Origin of the sequence: Kribbella sp. NPDC049584, from assembly GCF_040675555.1 — a bacterium.
Lineage (GTDB): Bacteria > Actinomycetota > Actinomycetes > Propionibacteriales > Kribbellaceae > Kribbella.
In genome coordinates, this window is sequence record NZ_JBFAPF010000010.1 from 333,825 (window position 1) to 353,109 (window position 19,285).

Annotated in this window: 17 protein-coding genes and 2 rRNA genes; 1 reads left to right on the top strand and 18 read right to left on the bottom strand. The window is 69.3% G+C overall.

Annotated features, from left to right (window positions below):
• Positions 1-103: 103 nt before the first annotated feature.
• The 13 genes from AB0J62_RS30815 to AB0J62_RS30875 all read right to left on the bottom strand — a co-directional run bounded on the left by AB0J62_RS30815 (position 104) and on the right by AB0J62_RS30875 (position 13,699).
• The gene (locus tag AB0J62_RS30815; RefSeq protein WP_363878350.1) at positions 104-784 is read right to left on the bottom strand and encodes an NUDIX hydrolase; all 681 of its coding nucleotides are present in this window, start codon (positions 782-784) and stop codon (positions 104-106) included.
• A complete protein-coding gene (locus tag AB0J62_RS30820) occupies positions 781-2,490 on the bottom strand; it encodes a CTP synthase (protein ID WP_134111108.1) in 1,710 nt (569 codons plus the stop codon). The genes AB0J62_RS30815 and AB0J62_RS30820 overlap by 4 nt, the downstream gene beginning before the upstream one ends.
• A gap of 21 nt (positions 2,491-2,511) precedes the next feature.
• Entirely contained in the window at positions 2,512-3,537 is a 1,026-nt protein-coding gene (locus AB0J62_RS30825) for a glycosyltransferase family 4 protein (RefSeq protein WP_363878353.1), read from the bottom strand.
• Positions 3,534-5,111 carry a lipid II flippase MurJ gene (locus AB0J62_RS30830; RefSeq protein ID WP_363878355.1) on the bottom strand — a complete coding sequence of 526 codons (1,578 nt, stop codon included), beginning with the start codon at positions 5,109-5,111 and terminating at the stop codon, positions 3,534-3,536. The genes AB0J62_RS30825 and AB0J62_RS30830 overlap by 4 nt, the downstream gene beginning before the upstream one ends.
• Positions 5,090-5,899, bottom strand: a complete 810-nt coding sequence (locus tag AB0J62_RS30835) for a hypothetical protein (RefSeq protein WP_363878357.1) — start codon at positions 5,897-5,899, stop codon at positions 5,090-5,092. The genes AB0J62_RS30830 and AB0J62_RS30835 overlap by 22 nt, the downstream gene beginning before the upstream one ends.
• 1 nt (position 5,900) lies before the next feature.
• Positions 5,901-6,848, bottom strand: a complete 948-nt coding sequence (locus tag AB0J62_RS30840; protein ID WP_363878359.1) for a copper transporter — start codon at positions 6,846-6,848, stop codon at positions 5,901-5,903.
• Complete coding sequence (gene steA / locus AB0J62_RS30845) at positions 6,845-8,026, bottom strand: putative cytokinetic ring protein SteA (protein ID WP_363878361.1); 1,182 nt, start codon at positions 8,024-8,026, stop codon at positions 6,845-6,847. Before steA ends, AB0J62_RS30840 begins: the two co-directional genes overlap by 4 nt.
• Positions 8,027-8,123: 97 nt before the next feature.
• Complete coding sequence (gene recN, locus AB0J62_RS30850) at positions 8,124-9,854, bottom strand: DNA repair protein RecN (RefSeq protein ID WP_363878363.1); 1,731 nt, start codon at positions 9,852-9,854, stop codon at positions 8,124-8,126.
• Between the two features lie 4 nt (positions 9,855-9,858).
• The gene (locus tag AB0J62_RS30855; protein ID WP_363878365.1) at positions 9,859-10,785 is read right to left on the bottom strand and encodes an NAD kinase; all 927 of its coding nucleotides are present in this window, start codon (positions 10,783-10,785) and stop codon (positions 9,859-9,861) included.
• Between the two features lie 12 nt (positions 10,786-10,797).
• Positions 10,798-11,613: a TlyA family RNA methyltransferase gene (locus AB0J62_RS30860; RefSeq protein ID WP_363878367.1), complete on the bottom strand. Its 816-nt coding sequence runs from the start codon at positions 11,611-11,613 to the stop codon at positions 10,798-10,800.
• On the bottom strand, positions 11,614-12,048 hold the full coding sequence (locus AB0J62_RS30865; RefSeq protein WP_363878369.1) for a hypothetical protein: 435 nt from the start codon (positions 12,046-12,048) through the stop codon (positions 11,614-11,616). It abuts the gene before it with no gap.
• Between the two features lies 1 nt (position 12,049).
• Entirely contained in the window at positions 12,050-12,526 is a 477-nt protein-coding gene (locus AB0J62_RS30870; protein WP_363878371.1) for a phasin family protein, read from the bottom strand.
• Positions 12,527-12,592: 66 nt separating this feature from the next.
• The gene (locus tag AB0J62_RS30875) at positions 12,593-13,699 is read right to left on the bottom strand and encodes an HAD-IIA family hydrolase (protein ID WP_363878374.1); all 1,107 of its coding nucleotides are present in this window, start codon (positions 13,697-13,699) and stop codon (positions 12,593-12,595) included.
• Between the two features lie 24 nt (positions 13,700-13,723).
• On the opposite strand from AB0J62_RS30875, the gene AB0J62_RS30880 reads away from it, so the two are divergent.
• Positions 13,724-14,878, top strand: coding sequence for a DUF1015 domain-containing protein (locus AB0J62_RS30880; RefSeq protein ID WP_363878376.1), 1,155 nt, complete (start codon positions 13,724-13,726; stop codon positions 14,876-14,878).
• 4 nt (positions 14,879-14,882) lie between these two features.
• Here AB0J62_RS30880 and AB0J62_RS30885 read toward each other — a convergent pair whose 3' ends face one another.
• From AB0J62_RS30885 to AB0J62_RS30905, 5 genes are all read right to left on the bottom strand, one after another.
• Positions 14,883-15,746 carry a CHAD domain-containing protein gene (locus AB0J62_RS30885; protein ID WP_363878378.1) on the bottom strand — a complete coding sequence of 288 codons (864 nt, stop codon included), beginning with the start codon at positions 15,744-15,746 and terminating at the stop codon, positions 14,883-14,885.
• Between the two features lie 4 nt (positions 15,747-15,750).
• Entirely contained in the window at positions 15,751-16,755 is a 1,005-nt protein-coding gene (locus AB0J62_RS30890) for a hypothetical protein (RefSeq protein WP_363878380.1), read from the bottom strand.
• Entirely contained in the window at positions 16,752-17,720 is a 969-nt protein-coding gene (locus tag AB0J62_RS30895; RefSeq protein ID WP_363878382.1) for a hypothetical protein, read from the bottom strand. Before AB0J62_RS30895 ends, AB0J62_RS30890 begins: the two co-directional genes overlap by 4 nt.
• 1,203 nt (positions 17,721-18,923) lie before the next feature.
• Positions 18,924-19,041, bottom strand: a 5S ribosomal RNA gene (gene rrf, locus AB0J62_RS30900).
• A 163-nt stretch (positions 19,042-19,204) separates the two neighbouring features.
• A 23S ribosomal RNA gene (locus AB0J62_RS30905) occupies positions 19,205-19,285 on the bottom strand; the annotation flags it as partial.

Consider the following 19,285-nt stretch of genomic DNA (forward strand, 5'->3'; position numbering starts at 1 on the left):
CCACCTTCGACGTCGGAACAGGGGCGGCGTGACATCGTTGTCAGCAACAAATACCCCTCCCGACCCCGCGGGTCAAGAGCGCAGCGGAGTTCCGGAACTCCGCTCAGTGATCCTTTGCCTGCAGATCCTGTGCCGGCAGATCCTTCGCCGGCCAGGGGCTGTCGGCCGGGCGGAGGGTGTCGAAGCCGGGACCGTTGAGAGCGGTCCAGGTGGCCAGGGAGCCCATCACGAGGATCGGGTTCTGGAGTTGGCCGGCCAGGACGGCACCGACAACGTCGATCAGCGGCGCCCAGACCGTCTCCATGTCGGCCTCCTCATGGAGGCGTTCGAAGGACTGGTCGGCGGGCGACAGATCACGGGCCAGGAAGATCCGGACCGCCTCGTTGGTGAGGCCGGGCGAGGTGAACGCGTCGACCAGGATCCGCCAGTCGGCGGCCTTGGTCGCGGTCTCCTCCCACAGCTCGCGCTCGGCACCCAGGCGGTACTGCTCCCCCTGGACGTCCAGCAGCCCGGCCGGCGGCTCGAGCAGCTTGTAGCCGACCGGATGCCGGTACTGGCGCACCAGCAGCATCCGGTTGTTCTCGTCGAGTGCAACCACGCCCACAGCGCCGGGATGTACGACGACATCGCGTACGAACGACTCGCCGACGGGCGGGTCGATGGTGTCCCGGCGTACCGAGATCACCCGGCCGGTCTCGTGCACGACCTCGGACGAGGAGACCGGCCAGTGTTCGGGCCGGTCGGCGAGACCGGCGCCGAACCGCAGCTCGGGATGGTCCGTCATCGGGTCTTGACCGGGGTCTTCTTGGCGGCCGCCACCTTCGGCTCCTCGACCGGGAGCCGCGACTCGCGCTGCCGGTCCAGCGCCGCCGCCACCAGACCGGAGAACAGCGGGTGCGGCTTGGTCGGCCGCGACCGCAGCTCCGGGTGCGCCTGCGTGGCCACGAAGTACGGGTGCACGGACCGGTCCAGCTCGATGAACTCGACCAGCTCGTGGTCAGGCGACAGGCCGCTGAACACCAGGCCCGCGGTCTCCAGCTTGTCCCGGTACGCGTTGTTCACCTCGTAGCGGTGCCGGTGCCGCTCCTGGATCGACGGAGCGCCGTACAGGCCGCGGACGATCGAACCGTCGGCCAGGTTCGCCGGGTACAGCCCGAGCCGCATCGTGCCGCCCATGTCGCCGGTGCCGGAGACGATGTGCTTCTGCTCCTCCATCGTCGCGATCACCGGCTGCTCGGCGTCCGGGTCGAACTCGCTGGAGTTCGCGTCCACCAGGCCGGCCAGGTTCCGGGCCACCTCGATCACCATGCACTGCAGGCCCAGGCAGAGTCCGAGGATCGGGATACCCTGTTCGCGGGCGAACCGGATCGCGCCGATCTTGCCCTCGATACCGCGCACCCCGAAGCCGCCGGGGATACAGATCGCGTCGACGTCGCCGAGCAGCCGGGCCGCGACCTCTGGCGTGGCGCACTCGTCGGAGGCGATCCAGCGCAGGTTCACCCGCGCGTCGTTGTCGAACCCGCCCGCGCGCAACGCCTCGGCGACCGACAGGTACGCGTCCGGCAGGTCGATGTACTTGCCGACCAGCGCGACCGTGACCTCGTCCTTCGGGTGGTGCACGACGCGCAGCAGCTCGTCCCAGCGGGTCCAGTCGACATCGCGGAACGGGAGGTTCAGCCGGCGCACGACGTACGCGTCGAGGCCCTCGGCGTGCAGCACCTTCGGGATGTCGTAGATCGACGGCGCGTCCGGGGCGGCCACCACGGCCTCCTGGTCGACGTCGCACATCAGCGAGATCTTCCGCTTCACGCTGTCCGGGATCGGCCGGTCCGCCCGGCAGACGACCGCGTCCGGCGCGATACCGATCGACCGCAGCGCGGCGACCGAGTGCTGGGTCGGCTTGGTCTTGAGCTCACCGCTCGGCGCCATGTACGGGACCAGCGAGATGTGCAGGAAGAACACGTTGTCGCGGCCGACGTCGTGCCGGACCTGCCGCGCGGCCTCGAGGAACGGCAGTGACTCGATGTCACCGACCGTGCCGCCGATCTCGTGCAGCACGACATCGACGTCGGGGCCCGCCATTGCGAGCATCCGTTCCTTGATCTCGTTGGTGATGTGCGGGATGACCTGCACGGTGTCACCGAGGTACTCGCCGCGGCGCTCCTTGGCGATGACGCTGGAGTAGATCTGTCCGGTGGTGACGTTGGCGACCTGGGAGAGGTCGCGGTCGAGGAAACGCTCGTAATGCCCGATATCCAGGTCGGTCTCGGCGCCGTCGTTGGTGACGAACACCTCGCCGTGCTGGAACGGGTTCATCGTGCCGGGATCCACATTCAGATACGGATCCAGCTTCTGCATCGTGACGCGGATGCCCCGAGCCGTCAGCAGACTGCCGAGGCTGGACGCTGTCAGTCCCTTGCCGAGACTGGATGCCACGCCACCGGTGACGAATACGTGCTTGGTCTGCTGGGAAGTCGAAGCCCTGTCCACGGGTCTCCAGCCTACCTCTTGTCAACCACCGGTCGCGACGAGACCCGCGTAGATGTCGAGCAGATTCTTTGCCACCGCGTCCTCGTCCATCCACCGGGCGGACAACTCCCGGCCTCGTGTCCGCATAGCGTTCGCGGTCTCCGGCTCGGCCAGGACCGCCCGGACACCGTCCGCCAGCCCGTCCGCGTCGCCCGGGAACGCGAGTACGGCGCTGTCCCCGACCAGCTCGGGTACGCCGCCGACCGCGGTCGCCACGACCGGTACGCCGACCTGCATGGCCTCCTGGATGACCAACGCGCGGGCCTCCCAGTGCGAGGTGAGCAAGAACACGTCGGCCGCACCGAGCAGGTCGGCCACGTCGTTGCGGTGACCGAGCAACCGGACCGGCAGCTGCTCGGCGTCGATCCGCGCCTGCAGGTTGTCCCGTAGTGGTCCGTCACCGACCACGACGAAGACTGCGTGCGGGGTGGACTCGTGGACCCGCGCAGCGACCGACAGCAGTGTCGGGTAGTCCTTCTGCGGCGCCAGCCGGCCGACGGTCAGCACCATGGGCCGGTTGCCGATACCTAGCTCGTGCCGGACGTCTGCGCGCGGCGTACGGATCGTGGGCATCGCGGGCGCCGCTACCGGAGCCAGCTGTGCGTTGCGAGCGCCCAGACTCTTCGCCAACTCCACCAGGTCGCTGGAGGCGCCCAGGGTCAGATCCGCGCCCCGGGCGACCAACCGCTGCCCCATCCGCATCATCAGGCCGCGTGGTCCGGGTGCGATCACCGCGTTGTGCCACGTGACGACCAGTGGGCGTAGACGCGACCGGTCCCGCAGCGCAGTCATAGCGGCCCGGTAGCCGTGTGCGTGGATCACGTCGCAGCCGCGAAGGCCGGCCGCCTGTGTGACGACCGTCGCCGGACCGAACTCGAAGTGCTCGGCCGTGCCGGGCGGCGCGCACACGATCACCTCGTGCCCAGCACTCACGAACCGCGGCACCAGCGAGGCGACGTGCTGCCCGATGCCGCCCCGCGACTCCGCGAGCAGCAGCCCGATCCTCATGGCTTCTCCCGTCGAACGAGTGCGCGGGCGTCCGCGCGATCCAAGGCAAGCACGACACCGGCGTACACCAGGACAACGGCCAGGCCGGAGAGGAGTGCGAACACGACTGCCTTCGCGGGTCCTGCGTCGCCGGCCGGCACCGAGACCAGCCAGCCCGCCGCTCCTGCCAGAGCGGCACCGACCAACGCAGCAAGGGTCGCACGCGCGAATCCAGCCAGCACAGCGGGTCCTGCCTCCCGTCGGAGTACTCCGAGCAGCACAACCGCGCCGATCACCATGCCGACCGACATCGCTGCCGCCAGTGCGGGCACTGCAGCCCACCGTGCGGTCAGCGCCACACCGGCCAGTGCCACCAGTACCCAGGCCCCAGACGTCACCACGGCCACCTCACGACCGCAGTGCCGTGCATACAGGACCCGGCCGACATGCATGAGCACTGCGAAGCCGATTGCCGCTGGAGCGAAGAAGATCAGACCGTTGACGAGCAAGGTGGCTCTGGCCTCCTGTACGACGCCGTCGTCGTACGCGAAGATCCTCGCGACCGGTACGGCGGTGCCCACCAGCAGCGCGGCACCCGCGCCGCCCGCCAGCATCACCGCGCGGGAGGAGGTCGCCGCGTAGTGCTCGAACCGCTCCCCCGCGTCGAACGCGGCCGCCAACCGCGGGAACACAGCGGTCGTGATCGGAACGGCCAGAACCGCGTACGGCAACAGGTAGACAGCGTTGGCCCACGTGTAGACCGCGATGCTGCCTGCCACACCACGATGGTTGGCCAGGTACGTCGTCACGACGAAGGTCAACTGCTGAGCGACCAGTACGGCGAGACCCGCGAGCGCGAGCCTGCGCAGGACCGGGCCGACGCCGGGATCGAGGCGCAGCGTCGGCCTGATCGGAAGACGGAGGAACAGCATCGGGATCAGCACCGTGAGTGCGAGCGCAGCGACGCCGGCCGTCGTACCCCAGGCCAGCAGGTCGGTCGCTCCGCGCGCGGCCGCGTCGGCGTTCGGTGCCGCGGCCGCGAAGACGATGTAGGTGGCAACGACCACGAGGCTCGAGATCAGAGGTGCCAACGCTCCGGCCGCGAATCGCTTGTGGGATTGGAGAACTGCGGTCGCGATCACCGCCACGGCGTACCCGAAGACCTGCGGCACGAAGATCGCGAGCATCCGGGTCGCGGTCCCTGTCGTGCCGGCGCAGTCGGCGCCGGGATCGAGCATCGCGTCGGTGTACCGGCCCGCCAGAACCCAAGCCAGCAAGGCAACCGGCGTCAGCAGCACGAACGACCAGGACAGCAACGCCCCGATGATCCGTCCCTGCGCGGCCCGATCCCCCCGCGCGATCGGTCCCGCGAGGACCGGGATGACCGCCCCGGCCAGCGCCCCGCCGGCGACGACTTCGAAGAGGATGTTCGGTAGCTGATTCGCCGTCGTGTAAGCCTCTGCCAGGCACCCGGCGCCGACGGTCTTCGAGAACACCAACCACCGGGCGAACCCGACCACCCGCGCCAGAACAGTGATCGCCGCGACAACCAGTGCGGCGCGGGCGAGCCGACTCACCTGGGTCGTCGGCCCCATTGGTCGATCTTGTCGAGGACCGGAGTGTCGGCGATGAATTTGGTGAAGCTGACCTTCTCGCTCGCCAGGTTCAGCCCGACGACCGCCGCCAGGACGAGGGTCTTCAGCGGGCGCGGCAGCGACGCGGCCAACGCCGTACCTGTGATCGCGCCGAGGCCGTTCGCGCCGCAGTCGCCGAGCATCGACCGCTCGCCGAGGTCGGAGGGTGCGGACGCACCGGCGGCGCCGACGACGGCACCGGCCGGACCGCTGACGACAGCGAGCGGAGCGTTCAGCGCCGTGACCGCCTTGAGCGCGCGGCCCGGACGCAGGTCGAGCAGGTTCGTGAGGTTCGCCGTACCCGCGATCAAGGCGCCGTCGGCAACGACCCCGGCGAAGGCCTTCACACCACGGGACTTGCGCGGCAGCAGCGCAGCGGCCGCGAGGCCGGCGGCGCCGACGCCGAGGATCTTCACCGCGCCGCTCGTCACCTCGCCGCGCCTCAACGCGCTGAGGTGGCCGCGGAAACCCTTGGCCTGCGTAGTCCCGCGCAGATCGTCGTACGCACCGACCGCACCCGACACGGCTCCGGCCACCAGCGCGGCAGTCTTCACCTTGCCGTTGCCCCGGGACGCGGCGACGCCGGCGAGCGCGCCGAGAACCGCGACCGGGCCCTCGAGCAGCGTGACCGACTCACCGCGGTGGTTGGTGCGCTCGAACGGCTCCCGGTTCTCCTTGGGCAGCTTCTCCGCTGCGCGCTCGAGACCGGCAGTAGCGGCCGCCGCAGCGACGGCGCTCAGAATTCCCACGTCAGTTGTCCTTCGTCTGTACGGCCGACGGCGCGACGCCGTCCTTCGCGTTGATCGCGCCGTACTGCCCCGCCTTGCCCGCGGCCTGCTCGACCAGCGCGAAGACGACCGTCATCTGCCCGGCGGGGAGATCGGCCACGTCCACCGAGGAAACGATCTTGGTGGCCTCGGAGTCACTCCGCAAGGCCTTGATCAGTCCGCCGTCGCTCGCGCTGGCCGGCGTACCCGCCAGGACGACCCCGCCGCTGCCGATGTCCAGGCCCTTGATGAAGTCGACCGCGTCGCCGTACGTCGAGTTGTCCGGCGCCGGTGTCGGCGGCTTGGCGGCGATCACAACGATCAGGCTGGCCCGGTCCTTGGGCTGCGACGGCTTCAGCGACAGCAGCTTCGCGCCGGTGAGCCCGCTGATCACCTTGGTCGCGTCCGCGTCGGCTGTCTTGCCCTCTTCCTTCGCCGCGATCCCGCGCGCCAGCAGCAGGCCGGCCCGCTGGTACGTCGTGCTGTCCTTCGGGAAGTCCATGTCCGCGGTGACGAGCTGGTTGACCAGCGACTCGACCAGCTGGCGCTGGCCGGTGTCGAACAGCTTCGCGTCCAGCGCGACCTTTGTGTTCACCACGCCGCCGGCCTTCTCCAGCTCGCCCTGCACGCCGTCGCTCAGGTCGCTGTCGGCGTTCGGCATCGTGACGATCGCGATCTTCTTGTTCGCCAGCTTGCCGTGGGTCAGCCCGGCGGTGACCTTGGCGACGTAGTCGTCGCGGTACTTGTCCAGGGCCTTCATCTGGGTCAGCTCGTCCCGCGCGTCGGCGAGTTGCTGGCGGTCCTTGTCGGCCTGGGCCGCGACGACCTCGCTGGCGGTGCCCTTCAGCGGGCCCGCGCCGAGCACCACACCGGCGCCCAGGGCGAAGAAGATCGCCACGATCGAGACGATGTGGTAGCGAAAGTCGATCACGTGAACAGCTCCCGGATCCAATAGACGAAGTCGCTCCAGCGCGCCCGCAGGATCGACCAAAGCACGTCGTCGGCGCCGATCGCGACCAGCGCCATGCCGAGTGCGAACAGGCCGGCCGCGGCGAGCGCGACGACCTGAAGAGTAGAGACCCGGCTGCGGTACAGCCGGCCGACGCCCTTGGCGTCCACCAACTTGGCACCGACCCGCAACCGGGTGATGAAGGTGCTCGCCATCCCGGAGCGGCCCTTGTCCAGGAACTCCACCAGCGAGTTGTGGGTGCCGACCGCGACGATCAGCGAGGCGCCCTTGGAGTCGGCCAGCAGCATCGCGACGTCCTCACTGGTGCCGGTCGCCGGGAACTCGATCGAGTCCACGCCGAGCCGTTGAAGCCGCTCCGAACCGGGCGCGCGGCCGTCGCGGTACGCGTGCACAACCACTTCGGCGCCGCTCTTCAGCGTCTCGTCCTTGACCGAGTCCATGTCGCCGACGATCAGGTCCGGGACGTACCCGTTCTCGACCAGCGCGTCCGCGCCGCCGTCGACGCCGATCAGGACCGGCCGGTACTCGCGGATGTACGACTTCAGCGCGACCAGGTCGTCGCGGTAGTCGTACCCGCGGACCACGATCAGGACGTGCTTGCCCTCCATCGACGTGTGGATATGCGGTACGCCGACGCCGTCGAGCAGCAGGTCCTTCTCGCGCCGCAGGTACTCCAGTGTGTTCGCGGTGAATGCCTCGAGCTGGGTCGACAGCCCGGCGCGGGCGTCGTCCATCAGCTCCGCGACCGACTTGCTGTCCTGGGTCATGCCCTTCGCGACCGCTTCGGTACCGCGGTACAGCGTGCCGTCGTCGAGCCGGACCTGCTCGCCCTCGTGCAGGATCGAGAACACCTCGCGACCGACGCCGTCGACGAGCGGGACGCCGGCCTCGACCAGGATCTCCGGGCCGAGGTTCGGGTACCGGCCGCTGATCGAGTCGGCCACGTTGACCACCGCGGCGACCTTGCAGTCGACCAGCGCCTCGGCGCTCACCCGGTCCAGATCGACATGGTCGATGACCGCGATCTCGCCCGGTTTGAGACGTTTGGTGAGATTCTTGGTACGTCGATCCAGCCGGACCACTCCGGTGACGCCGGGCAGTTCAGTGGGTCGTGCTCTCCGCAGGCTGGGCAGTTTCATCGCCCTCTCATCCTGCCATGTCAAGAGCCCCCTTCCGGTTCATTTACCCGGGTGGGGGCTCGTTAACGCACTGAAATAACGGTGACTGTGCGTCAAATCATCCTTTGGAACGACTCTTCTTCCGCGGTTTGTGCCGTTCGGCAGCCAGCGCGAGGAGCTCCTCGGCGTGGGCCTGGGCGGCATCGGAGTTCTCCAGTCCGGCCATCATCCGGGACAGTTCCTTCAACCGGGCGTCGTCGTCGAGAGCCACCAGACCACTGGTGGTGACCGAGCCGTCGTCGCTCTTCAGCACCACAGCGTGACGGTCCGCGAACGCGGCGACCTGCGGCAAGTGGGTGACCACGATCACCTGCGCCTTCTCGGCCAGGCGCGCCAGCCGCTTGCCGACCTCGACCGCGGCGCGGCCGCCGATACCGGCGTCGATCTCGTCGAACACCAACGTGGGCACGGGATGCGTGTCGGACAGGATCACCTCGAGCGCGAGCATCACCCGCGACAACTCACCGCCGGACGCGGCCTTCTGCAGCGGGCGGGCCGGGCTGCCCGGGTTCGCCGCGAAGCAGAACTCGACCTCGTCGATGCCGAACGGACCGGCCGCGGTCTCGTGCACCTCGACCGAGAGCTTCGCGTGCGGCATCGCCAACCCGGTCAGCTCTTCGGACACCGCGACGCCGAGTCGTTGCGACGCTTCGATCCGCGCCTCGCGGATCTGCCGGCCGAGCTCCGCGAGCTTCGCATCCAGCTCGGCAAGCTCTGCGGTCAGTTGCTCGACCCGCTCGTCGCTGCCGTCAAGATCGGCGAGTCTCGCCGCGGACCGCTTCGTCCAGTCCAGTACTTCGTCCACAGTGCCTTGCTCAGCGCCGTACTTGCGCACCAGCCCGTGCAGCAAGGAACGCCGCTCGCTGACCACGGCCAGCCTCGCCGGGTCGGTGTCCACATCGGCGGCGTACGACGAAAGCTCCTGGGCCAGATCGGCCGCGAGATACCCGAGCTCGCCCGCGCGGTCGGCCAGCTCGGCCAGCTTCGCGTCGTGGTCGCGCTCGGCGTCCAGCACCTGCTTCGCCAACGCGAGCAGGCCGAGCACGTCGTTCGGCCGGGTCGAGTCCAGGTCTTCGGATGCGAGTGCGTCGCCGGCCGACGTGGCCGCCGTACGCAGACCGTCGGCGTACGCGAGGCGCTCCTCCTCGGCGGCGAGCTCGATGTCCTCGCCGGGCAACGGCTCGGCCTTGGCGATCTCGTCCAGACCGAAGCGCAACAGATCCGCCTCGGCGAGGCGATCGCGCTCGCGCGTGGTCAACTCGGTCAGCTCGGCCTCGACCTCGCGGTGCCGCTTGTAGGCACCGGAGTACTCCTGCAGGGGGACGAGAACCGCCTTACCTGCAAAGGTATCCAGCGTTTCGCGCTGCCGTGCGGGCTGCAGCAACCGCCACTGATCGGCCTGCCCGTGGATCGCGACGAGGTCGCCGGACACCTCGCCCAGCACGGACACCGGCACCGACGCACCGCCGAGGAACGCACGGGACCGGCCCTCGGACGAGAGCTCACGAGCGATCAGCAACTCGTCGTCGTCCAGTTCGCCGCCACGATCCTCGGCCTGCTGCACGATCGCCCGCGGTACGCCGCTCGCGCGGCCCTCGACCCGCGCCCGGCGGGTCCCGTGCCGCACCAGACCGCTGTCGGCACGGCCGCCGAGCAGCATGTTCACGCCGGTCACGACCATCGTCTTGCCGGCGCCGGTCTCACCCGTGACGGCAGTGAATCCGGGGTCGAGGTCCAGCGTCGCGTCCTCGATCACGCCCAGCCCGGTGATGCGGATCTCTGACAGCATGGCTCTAGTGTCCTGTTCCGTTGCGTTTGCGCTCGGCGGCGCCACGCCAGCCGAGCACCGGGAGGTCGAACTTCGCCACCAGCCGGTCGGTGAACGGGGCCTCGTGCGCCCGCGCCAGCCGGACCGGCGTCGCGCCCCGGCGAACCGTGATCTCGGCGCCGGGCGGCACCTCGACCATCCGCCGGCCGTCGCACCACAGCACTCCGCGCCCGTTCCAGGTCCGGACCAGCTCGATCGACAGCCGCGACGTCGGCGCCACCACGATCGGCCGGGAGAACAAGGCGTGCGCGCTCAGCGGGACCATCAGGATCGCCTCGACCTCCGGCCAGACGATCGGTCCGCCCGCGGAGAACGCGTACGCCGTACTGCCGGTCGGGGTCGCGACGACGACACCGTCACAGCCCCAGCGGGACAGCGGGCGGTCGTCGACCTCGACCAGGACCTCGAGCATCTTCTCGCGGGCGGCCTTCTCGATACTCGCCTCGTTCAGCGCCCAGGTCTCGAAGATCAGCTCGTCGTCGAGCCGGACGTCGACGGCCAGCGTCATCCGCTCCTCGACCGCGTAGCTGCGGTTGACGACCACCTGGACGATCCGCTCGAGGTCGTCGACCTCGGCCTCGGCCAGGAACCCGACGTGGCCGAGGTTGACCCCGAGGACCGGTGTGCCGTGCGGGCGAGCCAGCTCGGCGCCGCGCAGGATCGAGCCGTCACCGCCGAGCACCATGATCAGCTCGACGTCGTTGGCCGCCTTCTCCGGGTCGTCGACCACCTCGACCGGGTCCAGCTTGAGCGCCTCGTCCTCGACGCCGAGCAGCCGGACCAGCATCCCGGCGCCGGTCAGCAACCGATGCGCCTCGCGGGCGACCTCGACCGCCAGCTCCCGGCCGGTATGCGTCACCAGCAGCACGCGCCGCGGCTCGCGCTCAGCCACCCTGCCCCCTCTTCACTGTGGACCGTTCTCGATCGCGCTTTGCAGCATCGTCTCATCGAGAAGCGGTGCTTCCCGGCGTATCCACAGGAAGTATTCGACATTTCCTGACGGACCAGGCAGTGGGCTGGCCGCCACTCCTTCGATTCCCCACCCCAACTCGTGAGCCTTCGCTGCCACCGAGCGTACGGCGTCGGCCCGCAGCGCCGGGTCGCGGACCACGCCGCCCTTGCCGAGCCGCTCCTTGCCGACCTCGAACTGCGGCTTCACCATCAGGACCAGATCGCCGTCGGGCTTGACCACGTCGATCAGCGCGGGCAGCACGAGCGTGAGGCTGATGAAGCTCAGATCGCTGACGACGAGGTCGACCGGCTCACCGCCGATGTCGTCGAGTGTCAGCGTCCGGACATTGGTCCGGTCCATCACCGTGACCCGCTCGTCGGTCTGCAAGGCCCACACCAACTGGCCGTACCCGACGTCGACGGCGATCACCTGCGCGGCTTCATTGCGCAGGAGTACGTCGGTGAAACCGCCCGTCGACGCACCGGCGTCGAGGGCGCGGCGGCCTTTGACCTGGACCGCTGGGAACGCCTCGAGCGCGCCGATCAACTTGTGTGCACCGCGGCTCGCGTAGCCGGGGTCGTCGTGCTCGGACGTGTCGACGACGATCGGCGCATCCGAACCCACACCGGTCGCGGGCTTGCCGGCCACAGTGCCGGACACCTTCACCTTGCCGGCCGCGATCAACTCGCTCGCATGCTCACGCGACCGCGCCAGGCCACGGCGTACCAGCTCGGCGTCGAGCCGCGAACGCTTGGCTGCCTTGGCCACTCAGCTCCGGTCGCCCTGCTCGGCGTCCGCCTCCACCAAGGCACTCTGGAGTCGTTCGTGCAGGTCGGCGTACACCTCGCCGTGCTCACTCACCGGCCGGTCCCGCAGCTCGTCGAGCCGGGCCATGGTCTCCTCGACCAGCGGGTGACCGCCCTCGTTCTCGGCGGGGTCCTCCGCGGACTCGGCTTCGAAGGAGTGCTCGTACTCCTGGCCCGGCGGCCGCGCGAACTCCGGGCCGAACTCCACCGCGGCCGGATCCACGTGCTCAGCGGGCTCGGCAACATCTTGGGCAACATCTTGGGCAACGTCTTGGGCACCGGGCTCGGTGTCGTAGTCCGGGTGAGTCGTGGGCTCCTCGGACGGGTCCGGGTCGAAACCGGGCTCGACGTCGGGGTCGACGTCCGGCGGGAACTGCTCGCCAGGATGCTCGGTCACGTCACGCCTTCTTCGCCGTCTTCTTGGCAGCCTTCTTCGCGGCGGCCTTCTTGGCCAGCGGCACAGCCTTCTTGGCCGACGCCTTCTTCGCGGCCGTCTTCTTCGCGGCTGCCTGCTTCGTCAGAACCGGCGCGTCCCCGACCAGCGGGTCGGGCACCGGGCCGGCGGCGTGCGCCTCGGCGAGCTCGGTCTCCAGCGCCTTCACCCGGCGGGTCAGCGCCGCAACCTCCTCGGAACGAACGAATCCGAGCCGCGCGACCGCGCCCTCGACCTCGTTCGCCACGATCGCCTGCAGCAGCTGACGATTGCTCTTGCTGGTGGCAACGATCTCGTCGGCCAGGTCGCTCACCTTGCTGGTCAGCGTGTCCGCCCCGGTCTGCTGCAGCAACGCTTTCGCAGCCGCCTGGGCCTTCTGCTTGGTGACCTCGGTCAACCCGCTCGCCAGCTGTACGTAGCCGCGCACTGCGTCCATCACCATGACTGCCTCCTCGCATCGTTCCCAGCAACGGTATCGCCTCGGACGTGGGATACCAGCCAGCAGCACCTACTTGTCGAGGCCCACGCGGTGCAGCGCGGCGTCGATCGCGATGGAATCCGGCGTCGGAGCGGGCTTCGGGCGCGGACGACGGGTGCGCCCGGCGGCCTTCGCCGGCTTGGCCGGTTCGGTCGGCGCGTCGACAGCGGTCCACACCGCGGACAGGATCGCGCGGAGTCCGTCGTACGGCTTGCCCTCGCCCTTGACCGCGACCGCGTTGTTCACGACCTCGGCGGTCCAGCCTTCACAGGAGTGCTTCGCGCCGTCGACGGTGACGCCCGGCTGCTTCTCAGCCAGCGCGCTGAGGCCTGCGGCGACGTACGTCGGGCGCTGGTTCTTCCGCGCCCGCGCCAGGTCGTACGGGTCGTTGACGCCGGTCGCGACCCACAGGCTCGCGATCCCGACCGCGTTGGCGCCCTCGATGTCGGAGTCCAGCCGGTCCCCGATCATCAACGGATGCTTGGCTTTCAGCCGTTCGATGCTCGTCTCGAGCAGCGGCGGCTCGGGCTTGCCGGCGACGACCGGATCGACGTCGACCGCAGCCCGGACCGCCTGCACGAGCGTTCCGTTGCCGGGCGCTTTACCGGCCGCGGTAGGGATGGTCAGGTCCAGGTTGGTCGCGAACCACTTCGCGCCTTCGTGGATCGCGTGCGCGCCGTCCGCGAGCATCACCCAGTTCACATCCGGGTGGAACCCCTGTACGACGGCCACCGGGTTCGCGTCGCTGCTGCGGACCGGCGTCAGGCCGTACTCCTCGAGCGCGACGTACAGCCCCTCGCCGCCGACGACGAGGACCGGCGAGCCCTTCGGGTACTCGCTCGCGATCAGCTTGGCGGCCGCCTGCGCGGACGTCACCACGTCGTCGGCGATCACGTCCAGCCCGAACGATGCGAGGTGCTCGGCAACAACCCGCGCCGGCCGGCTCGCGTTGTTGGTGATGTACCCGATCCGCATACCTTCCTTGGCAGCCTTGCGGAGGTTCTCCGGAGCGTCCGGGACCGGGTCCGGTCCGACGTACACGACGCCGTCGAGGTCCAGCAGCGCCACGTCGTACCGGCTCGCGAGCGGTTCCTCACACGCCGACAGCGGTTCCGGCGCCTTGCGTTCCGCGCTCATGCTTCACCCCGTACGATTCCGCGCATGCCGGATACGAGCGGGAGCGTGCTGCGGCTCGAGCCGCTGCGCGCGTGGCGGTTCGTGGCCGGCAAGGTGAGCGCGCTCGGCGCGGTCACGTCACCGCCGTACGACGTGCTGGAACCCGCCATCGTCCGGCGGCTGACTGACTCTGATCTGCACAACATGGTGAGGCTCATCCTTCCACGCGATCCGGACCTGGGCCCGGGCCGGTACGACGAACCCGCCCGGCGGCTCGCCCAGTGGCAGCAGGACGGTGTCGTCGTGCAGGACGAGAGCCCCGCGCTGTACGTGTACGAACAGCGGCTGGGGAACGCCGTACTGTGCGGACTGGTCGGCTCGCTGCGGCTGGATCCGGCACGCACGGTGGTGCTGCCACACGAGGAAGTGATGCCGCACTGGGTCGACGACCGCCTCCGGCTGATGGAGGCGACGGACGCTGACCTGGAACCGATTCTGCTCGCGTACGCCGGTGGCAGCGTGGCAAGCGATGCCGTGGACGCGGCGCGGGCCGGGGAACCGTGGCTGGAGGCTGAGACGTACAACGGCGCCGAGCACCGCATCTGGCGCATCGACGACCCAGAGGTGCTCTCGGCGATCTCGACGGAGCTGGCGAAGCACGAGGCCGTCATCGCGGACGGGCACCACCGGTATGCGGCGTACCTGGAGAGGCAGCTGCGGGAGCCGTACAGGCCAGGCGCAGAGGTCGGTTTGGCGATGCTGGTCGACTACATCCGCCATCCGCTGACGCTGGACCCGATCCACCGCGTCGTACCGGGTCTGAGTCTGGAGATTGTGCGGACACATACGCCGACAGGCTGGCAGATGCAGCCTGGTCGGGTGGACGGCGATCCGGACCGCATCTCGATCACCGACGGCACCAGCTGGCTGACGCTCCACTCCGATGGGGAGACGCCCACGGTCGCGCTGCTGCACGAAGTACTGCTGCCTGCCTGGGGCGTCGTGGAGGAAGACATCAGCTTCCACCACACTCTCGCGGACGCACTGGCGTTGGCTGGCCCTCAGCAGGCTGCTGTGGAGCTCGCAGCGCCCAGGATGGATCAGGTACTGCGTTCTGCCGCGCACGGCGTCGTACTGCCGCAGAAGGCCACGTCGTTCGGGCCTAAGCCGCGGGTGGGGCTGCTGTTCCGGATGCTCTGAAGGGTCAGGGCCGGTGGTAGAGCGTCAGGAACTGCTCGCGGAGGGGCCTGCGGGCCGCGCGGTGGCGTTCTGTGAGCCGTCCGAGGGTGAAGGAGAGCTCCGGGTCGTCCTGGGCGGCCGCGTCCGCCGCCATACCGGTCAGGGCGTCTGCGGCGGCACAGTAGTCCTGGTGCTGTCCTAGGAGCTCCTGGTACGTCGCTGCTTGCGTCGCCGTGGCTTTTGCTTCTTCACCGAGTACGGCGGCGGTGGTGTCGGCGGCATACCGGACTCGCTTGGCCAGGAGACGGACCTCATGCCAGTCGTCGTCGGGGGTCCAGGGCTTGAGTTTGCCGGCTTCCTGGGCGAACTTCGCGGTGGCCGAGTGGAGGAGCTCGGGTAGCACCTCGCCGCACGGCCTGTCTGCGTTGGGCTTCAGGTCCGGGGCGGCGGCGATCGACTCGATGGTGGTGAGCAGGTCCTTGGTGGTCTCGCCCAGAACGACCTCGGCGGAGCGCGCGGCGGCGCGGTCGAGTCCGAGGGTGAGCGTGGTGAGGATCGTGTCGACGTGTTCCTCGTTGTCCTCGCTGGTGGCGTTCTCGCGGACGAGGGCGGCGATCACTTCCAGATCGCGCGCCTCACCACAGGCTTGTGCGAGCGCCGCCAGATCTGCTCGGAGCTCGGGCGCCCAGTCGCCGGCCAGGAGTTTGCGGAACAGCTTGAGATCACTGCGCAGCCGCCGGCAGGAGACGCGCACCTGGTGGATGGCGTCGTCCTCCCCCGCCGACACCATCGCCACGGACTTCTCGAGCCGGCGCGCCCCCTTCGCGAGGGCGACGCCGACCAGCACGCCGACCGGGCTCTCAGCCACCACCAAGTCCCGGTCAGCCACAGCTCTACTCCTCAGCGCCCTTGGGCAGGTCGCCCTCGTCGTCTGCCGAGTCGTTCACGCCCTCAGCCACATCGTCGAACTCGTCGACTCCATCCTCATCCAGGTCGTCGCCGGCTTCATCCGCGGCGTCCTCAGCCTCTTCAGCCGCGTCCTCAGCTTCATCGGCTTCATCCGCAGCTTCGTCGGCCTCGTCCGCAGCTTCATGGGCCTCGTCGTCGGACTCGTCGTCCGCGTCGTCCGCCTCATCTTCTGCGTCGTCAGCCTCATCGGCTTCGTCTTCGAGCTCGTCGAGGTCGGCTTCGTCCGCCAGGTCCTCGTCGTCCTCCTCGACCTCGTCCTGCTCCTCGAAGTACTCGTCGTCGAGGACGGTGTCGTCTTCGTCGAGGTCGGTGAACTCGAGACCTTCCAGCTGCGCAGCCCGCTCGGCGGCGCCGGTCAGACCGTCGCCGTCGACACCAGCTGCCCGGTGGAACCAGACGAGCGCCTCGTCCGTACGACCCGCCTCCTCCAGCGCGTCGGCGTACGCGTACCGCAGCCGCGGCAGCCATTCGGCCCGCGTCCGCTTGGTCAGCTCCGGCACGTCGAGCGTCTGGATCGCCGCAGCGGTCTGCCCCATGTCACGCCGTGCGCCGGCCGCGACGATCAGCAGCTCGATCTGCGTCGGCTCCGACAGCTCGTTGACGTGCTTGTCCTTGGTCAGCGCCAGCGCCTTGTCCGGCCGCCCGAGCGCGCGCTCGCAGTCGGCCATCATCGCGATGACCTCGTGGTTACCCGTCATCCGCCGTACGGCCCGGAACTCGGTCAGCGCCTCGTCATAGTGCTCAGCCAGGTACGCCGTGATCGCCACAGCCTCACGCACTCCGCCAAGCCGCGACGCGAGCCGCCGTGCAACCCGCGCATGCTGGTACGCGAGCTCCGGGTCGTCGTCGAGGAACCGCCCCGATGCCACCAGGTGCTGCGCCACCAGATCCGCCAAGGTCCGCGGCAACGACCGCAGCTCGGCCTTCACGCCACGATCGAGCTCGGCACCCGTGATCCCTTCCGGAATCTTCGGATCGTCCCGACGAGGCCCGGCCTTCTCCTCGCGATCCTCCCGCCGAGGCCCACCACGCCGCTCATCGCGCCCCGCCGGCCCACGCCGATCGTCCCGACCACGCCCCCGCCAGTCCCCAGCCGCCCCACGCCCACGCGAGCCGCCACCCCGGTCCTCCCGGTTGTAGCCACCCCGCGAGTCGCCCCTGGCGTCCCGGTTGTAGCCCGTGCGCGAGTCGCCGCCTCGGTCGTCTCGGTTGTAGCCACTGCGCGAGTCGCTGGAGCGCTCGTCACGCCGGTATCCACCGCGAGCATCGGCCGCACGGTCATCCCGCCGAACTCCACCACGCGAGTCGCCACCACGGTCATCGCGGCTGTATCCACCGCGGTCGTCGCCAGAACGCTCGTCACGCCGGTACCCACCGCGATCGTCCCGCCGAGCGTCGCCGCGGTCATCCCGCCGGAACGCTCCACGCTCTCCACGCGCCGGCCCGCCACCGCGAGCCCCACCCGGACCCCGCCCACGGGTATCACCACCACGCGAGTCACCAGGCCGATCGTCCCGCCGATACCCACCGCGGGAGTCACCCGCCCGGTCATCCCGGTTGTACCCCCCACGCTGATCGCCCGACGACGCGTCCCGATAGCCACCGCCGGCTCCGCCTGAGCGGTCGTCACGCCGGTAGCCTCCAGGGGCGCCGGACCGATCGTCACGGTTGTACCCACCGCCGCCGGCCCCGCCGCGATCATCCCGCGAACTGCCACGGCTGCCTCCGCGCTCATCCCGCGGGTACGAGCCACGCCCGTCGCCACCACGATCATCCCGCCGGGACCCACCGCGGTCATCGCGATACCCACCGCGGCCACCGGACCGATCATCACGCCGATCGTCGCCACGGTCATCGCGCCGATAACCACCAGACCGGGCACCGCGACCGTCACCGCTCAGCTGACCACGGAACGGATCCCGCTGCCCCTTGTCATCACCACGGGACCCGACGTACCCACGCCTGGTCTCCGAACCGCCCTCATCCCGGTACGACGAGCTGCCGCCCGAACGCGGCCCACCGGACCGCCCGCCCGAACCGCCCGAACGCCCACCGGCAAACCCACCCGGACGACTGGGCGCACCACCAGAACGACCGGGCGCGCCGCCAGAACGACCACCGGCACCGGCGCGACCGCCCCCGGAACCCGCGCGACCCGAACCCGAGCCACCCGCTCCAGAACCCGAACGCGCACCGCCCGAACTCGAGCGCCCCGCCCCAGAGCCCGAGCCCCCGCTATAACCGGAACGCCCAGCACCAGAGCCCGAGCCCCCGCTGTAGCCAGAACGCCCAGCACCAGAAGCCGAGCCACCGCTGTAGCCGGAACCTCCGGCACCAGAGCCGGAACGACCGCCGCCGGAACCCGACCGACCAGCTCCAGAACCCGAACGGCCGCCGGACCCGGGACGTCCACCTCCGCTGCCGCCGGAACGGCCGGCGCCTCCGGAGGAACCACGGCGGTCCCCTGAGCCGGAGCGAGGATTGCGAGGTGGCGTAGCCACGGTGACTCCTAACAAAGCTGAAGAACAGTAATCGGACAAACGTTACCCCGTCCGCACCACAGCCGACCCCCTGGCCGCCAGTCAGACACCAACCACGACACAAGGCAGTCCAACAAGCCAGAAAATCTAGCCAGGAGAACCGCCCAAGCAAGCAAGCTGGAGAGAACTAGGCAGGAACTGGCTCGAGAGAACCGGATGGGGGAACTGGCCGGCGAAGCCGGCCAGACAAGCTGGCCGGACGAGAACTAGCTAGGGACTGACTTGAGAGAATCTAGCCAGGAAAACCGGACGACGAAGCTGGCCGGACAGGACTGGCTTAAGAGAGCTGGCTAGGAAGCTGGCCAGAGAAGCCGAGTGGACTAGGACTGGGCCAGGCTGGCTGGCGTGAGGCCGCCTGGAAGGAAGCTGGCTGCAGTGAAGGTGACTGGAGGAAGGTGACTGGAGGAAGCTGGCTGGAGGAAGCTGGCTGGAGGAAGCTGGCTGGAGTGCGGCCGGCCGAGTAGAGCTGAGCTGGGGGGTGCGGACTGGCTGGCGGAAAACTGGTGGTGGAAATGTTAAGGGCCACCCCCGAGGGGGTGGCCCTTAACAGTGTGAATGTCCGGCGGCGTCCTACTCTCCCACGACCTCCCGGTCGCAGTACCATCGGCGCTGGCGGGCTTAACTTCCAGGTTCGGAATGGAGACTGGGTGTTTCCCCGACGCTATGGCCACCGAAACAATATGAGAACACTATCAACCAACCAAGACCACAAACCCCGTGTGTGGGGTTCGGTGCTGGGGTGACCGTATTCCGGGAACCGTACAGTGAACGCGAACATCGTTACAAGTAGCGCAGGCTCGTTGTGTGTCTGACAACCCGCCCTTAAGGGGGTTGTGTGTGTGACAAGCCCTCGGCCTATTAGTACCAGTCAGCTCCACACCTTGCGGCGCTTCCACTTCTGGCCTATCAACCCAGTGGT

What these genes read in the sequence shown, in the direction of transcription:
- AB0J62_RS30875 (WP_363878374.1), bottom strand. Translation starts at nt 13,699, where the DNA reads ATGAGCGCGGAACGCAAGGCGCCGGAACCGCTGTCGGCGTGTGAGGAA.
- AB0J62_RS30825 (WP_363878353.1), bottom strand. Translation starts at nt 3,537, where the DNA reads ATGAGGATCGGGCTGCTGCTCGCGGAGTCGCGGGGCGGCATCGGGCAG.
- AB0J62_RS30815 (WP_363878350.1), bottom strand. Translation starts at nt 784, where the DNA reads ATGACGGACCATCCCGAGCTGCGGTTCGGCGCCGGTCTCGCCGACCGG.
- AB0J62_RS30880 (WP_363878376.1), top strand. Translation starts at nt 13,724, where the DNA reads ATGCCGGATACGAGCGGGAGCGTGCTGCGGCTCGAGCCGCTGCGCGCG.
- steA (WP_363878361.1), bottom strand. Translation starts at nt 8,026, where the DNA reads ATGAAACTGCCCAGCCTGCGGAGAGCACGACCCACTGAACTGCCCGGC.
- AB0J62_RS30870 (WP_363878371.1), bottom strand. Translation starts at nt 12,526, where the DNA reads ATGGTGATGGACGCAGTGCGCGGCTACGTACAGCTGGCGAGCGGGTTG.
- recN (WP_363878363.1), bottom strand. Translation starts at nt 9,854, where the DNA reads ATGCTGTCAGAGATCCGCATCACCGGGCTGGGCGTGATCGAGGACGCG.
- AB0J62_RS30830 (WP_363878355.1), bottom strand. Translation starts at nt 5,111, where the DNA reads ATGGGGCCGACGACCCAGGTGAGTCGGCTCGCCCGCGCCGCACTGGTT.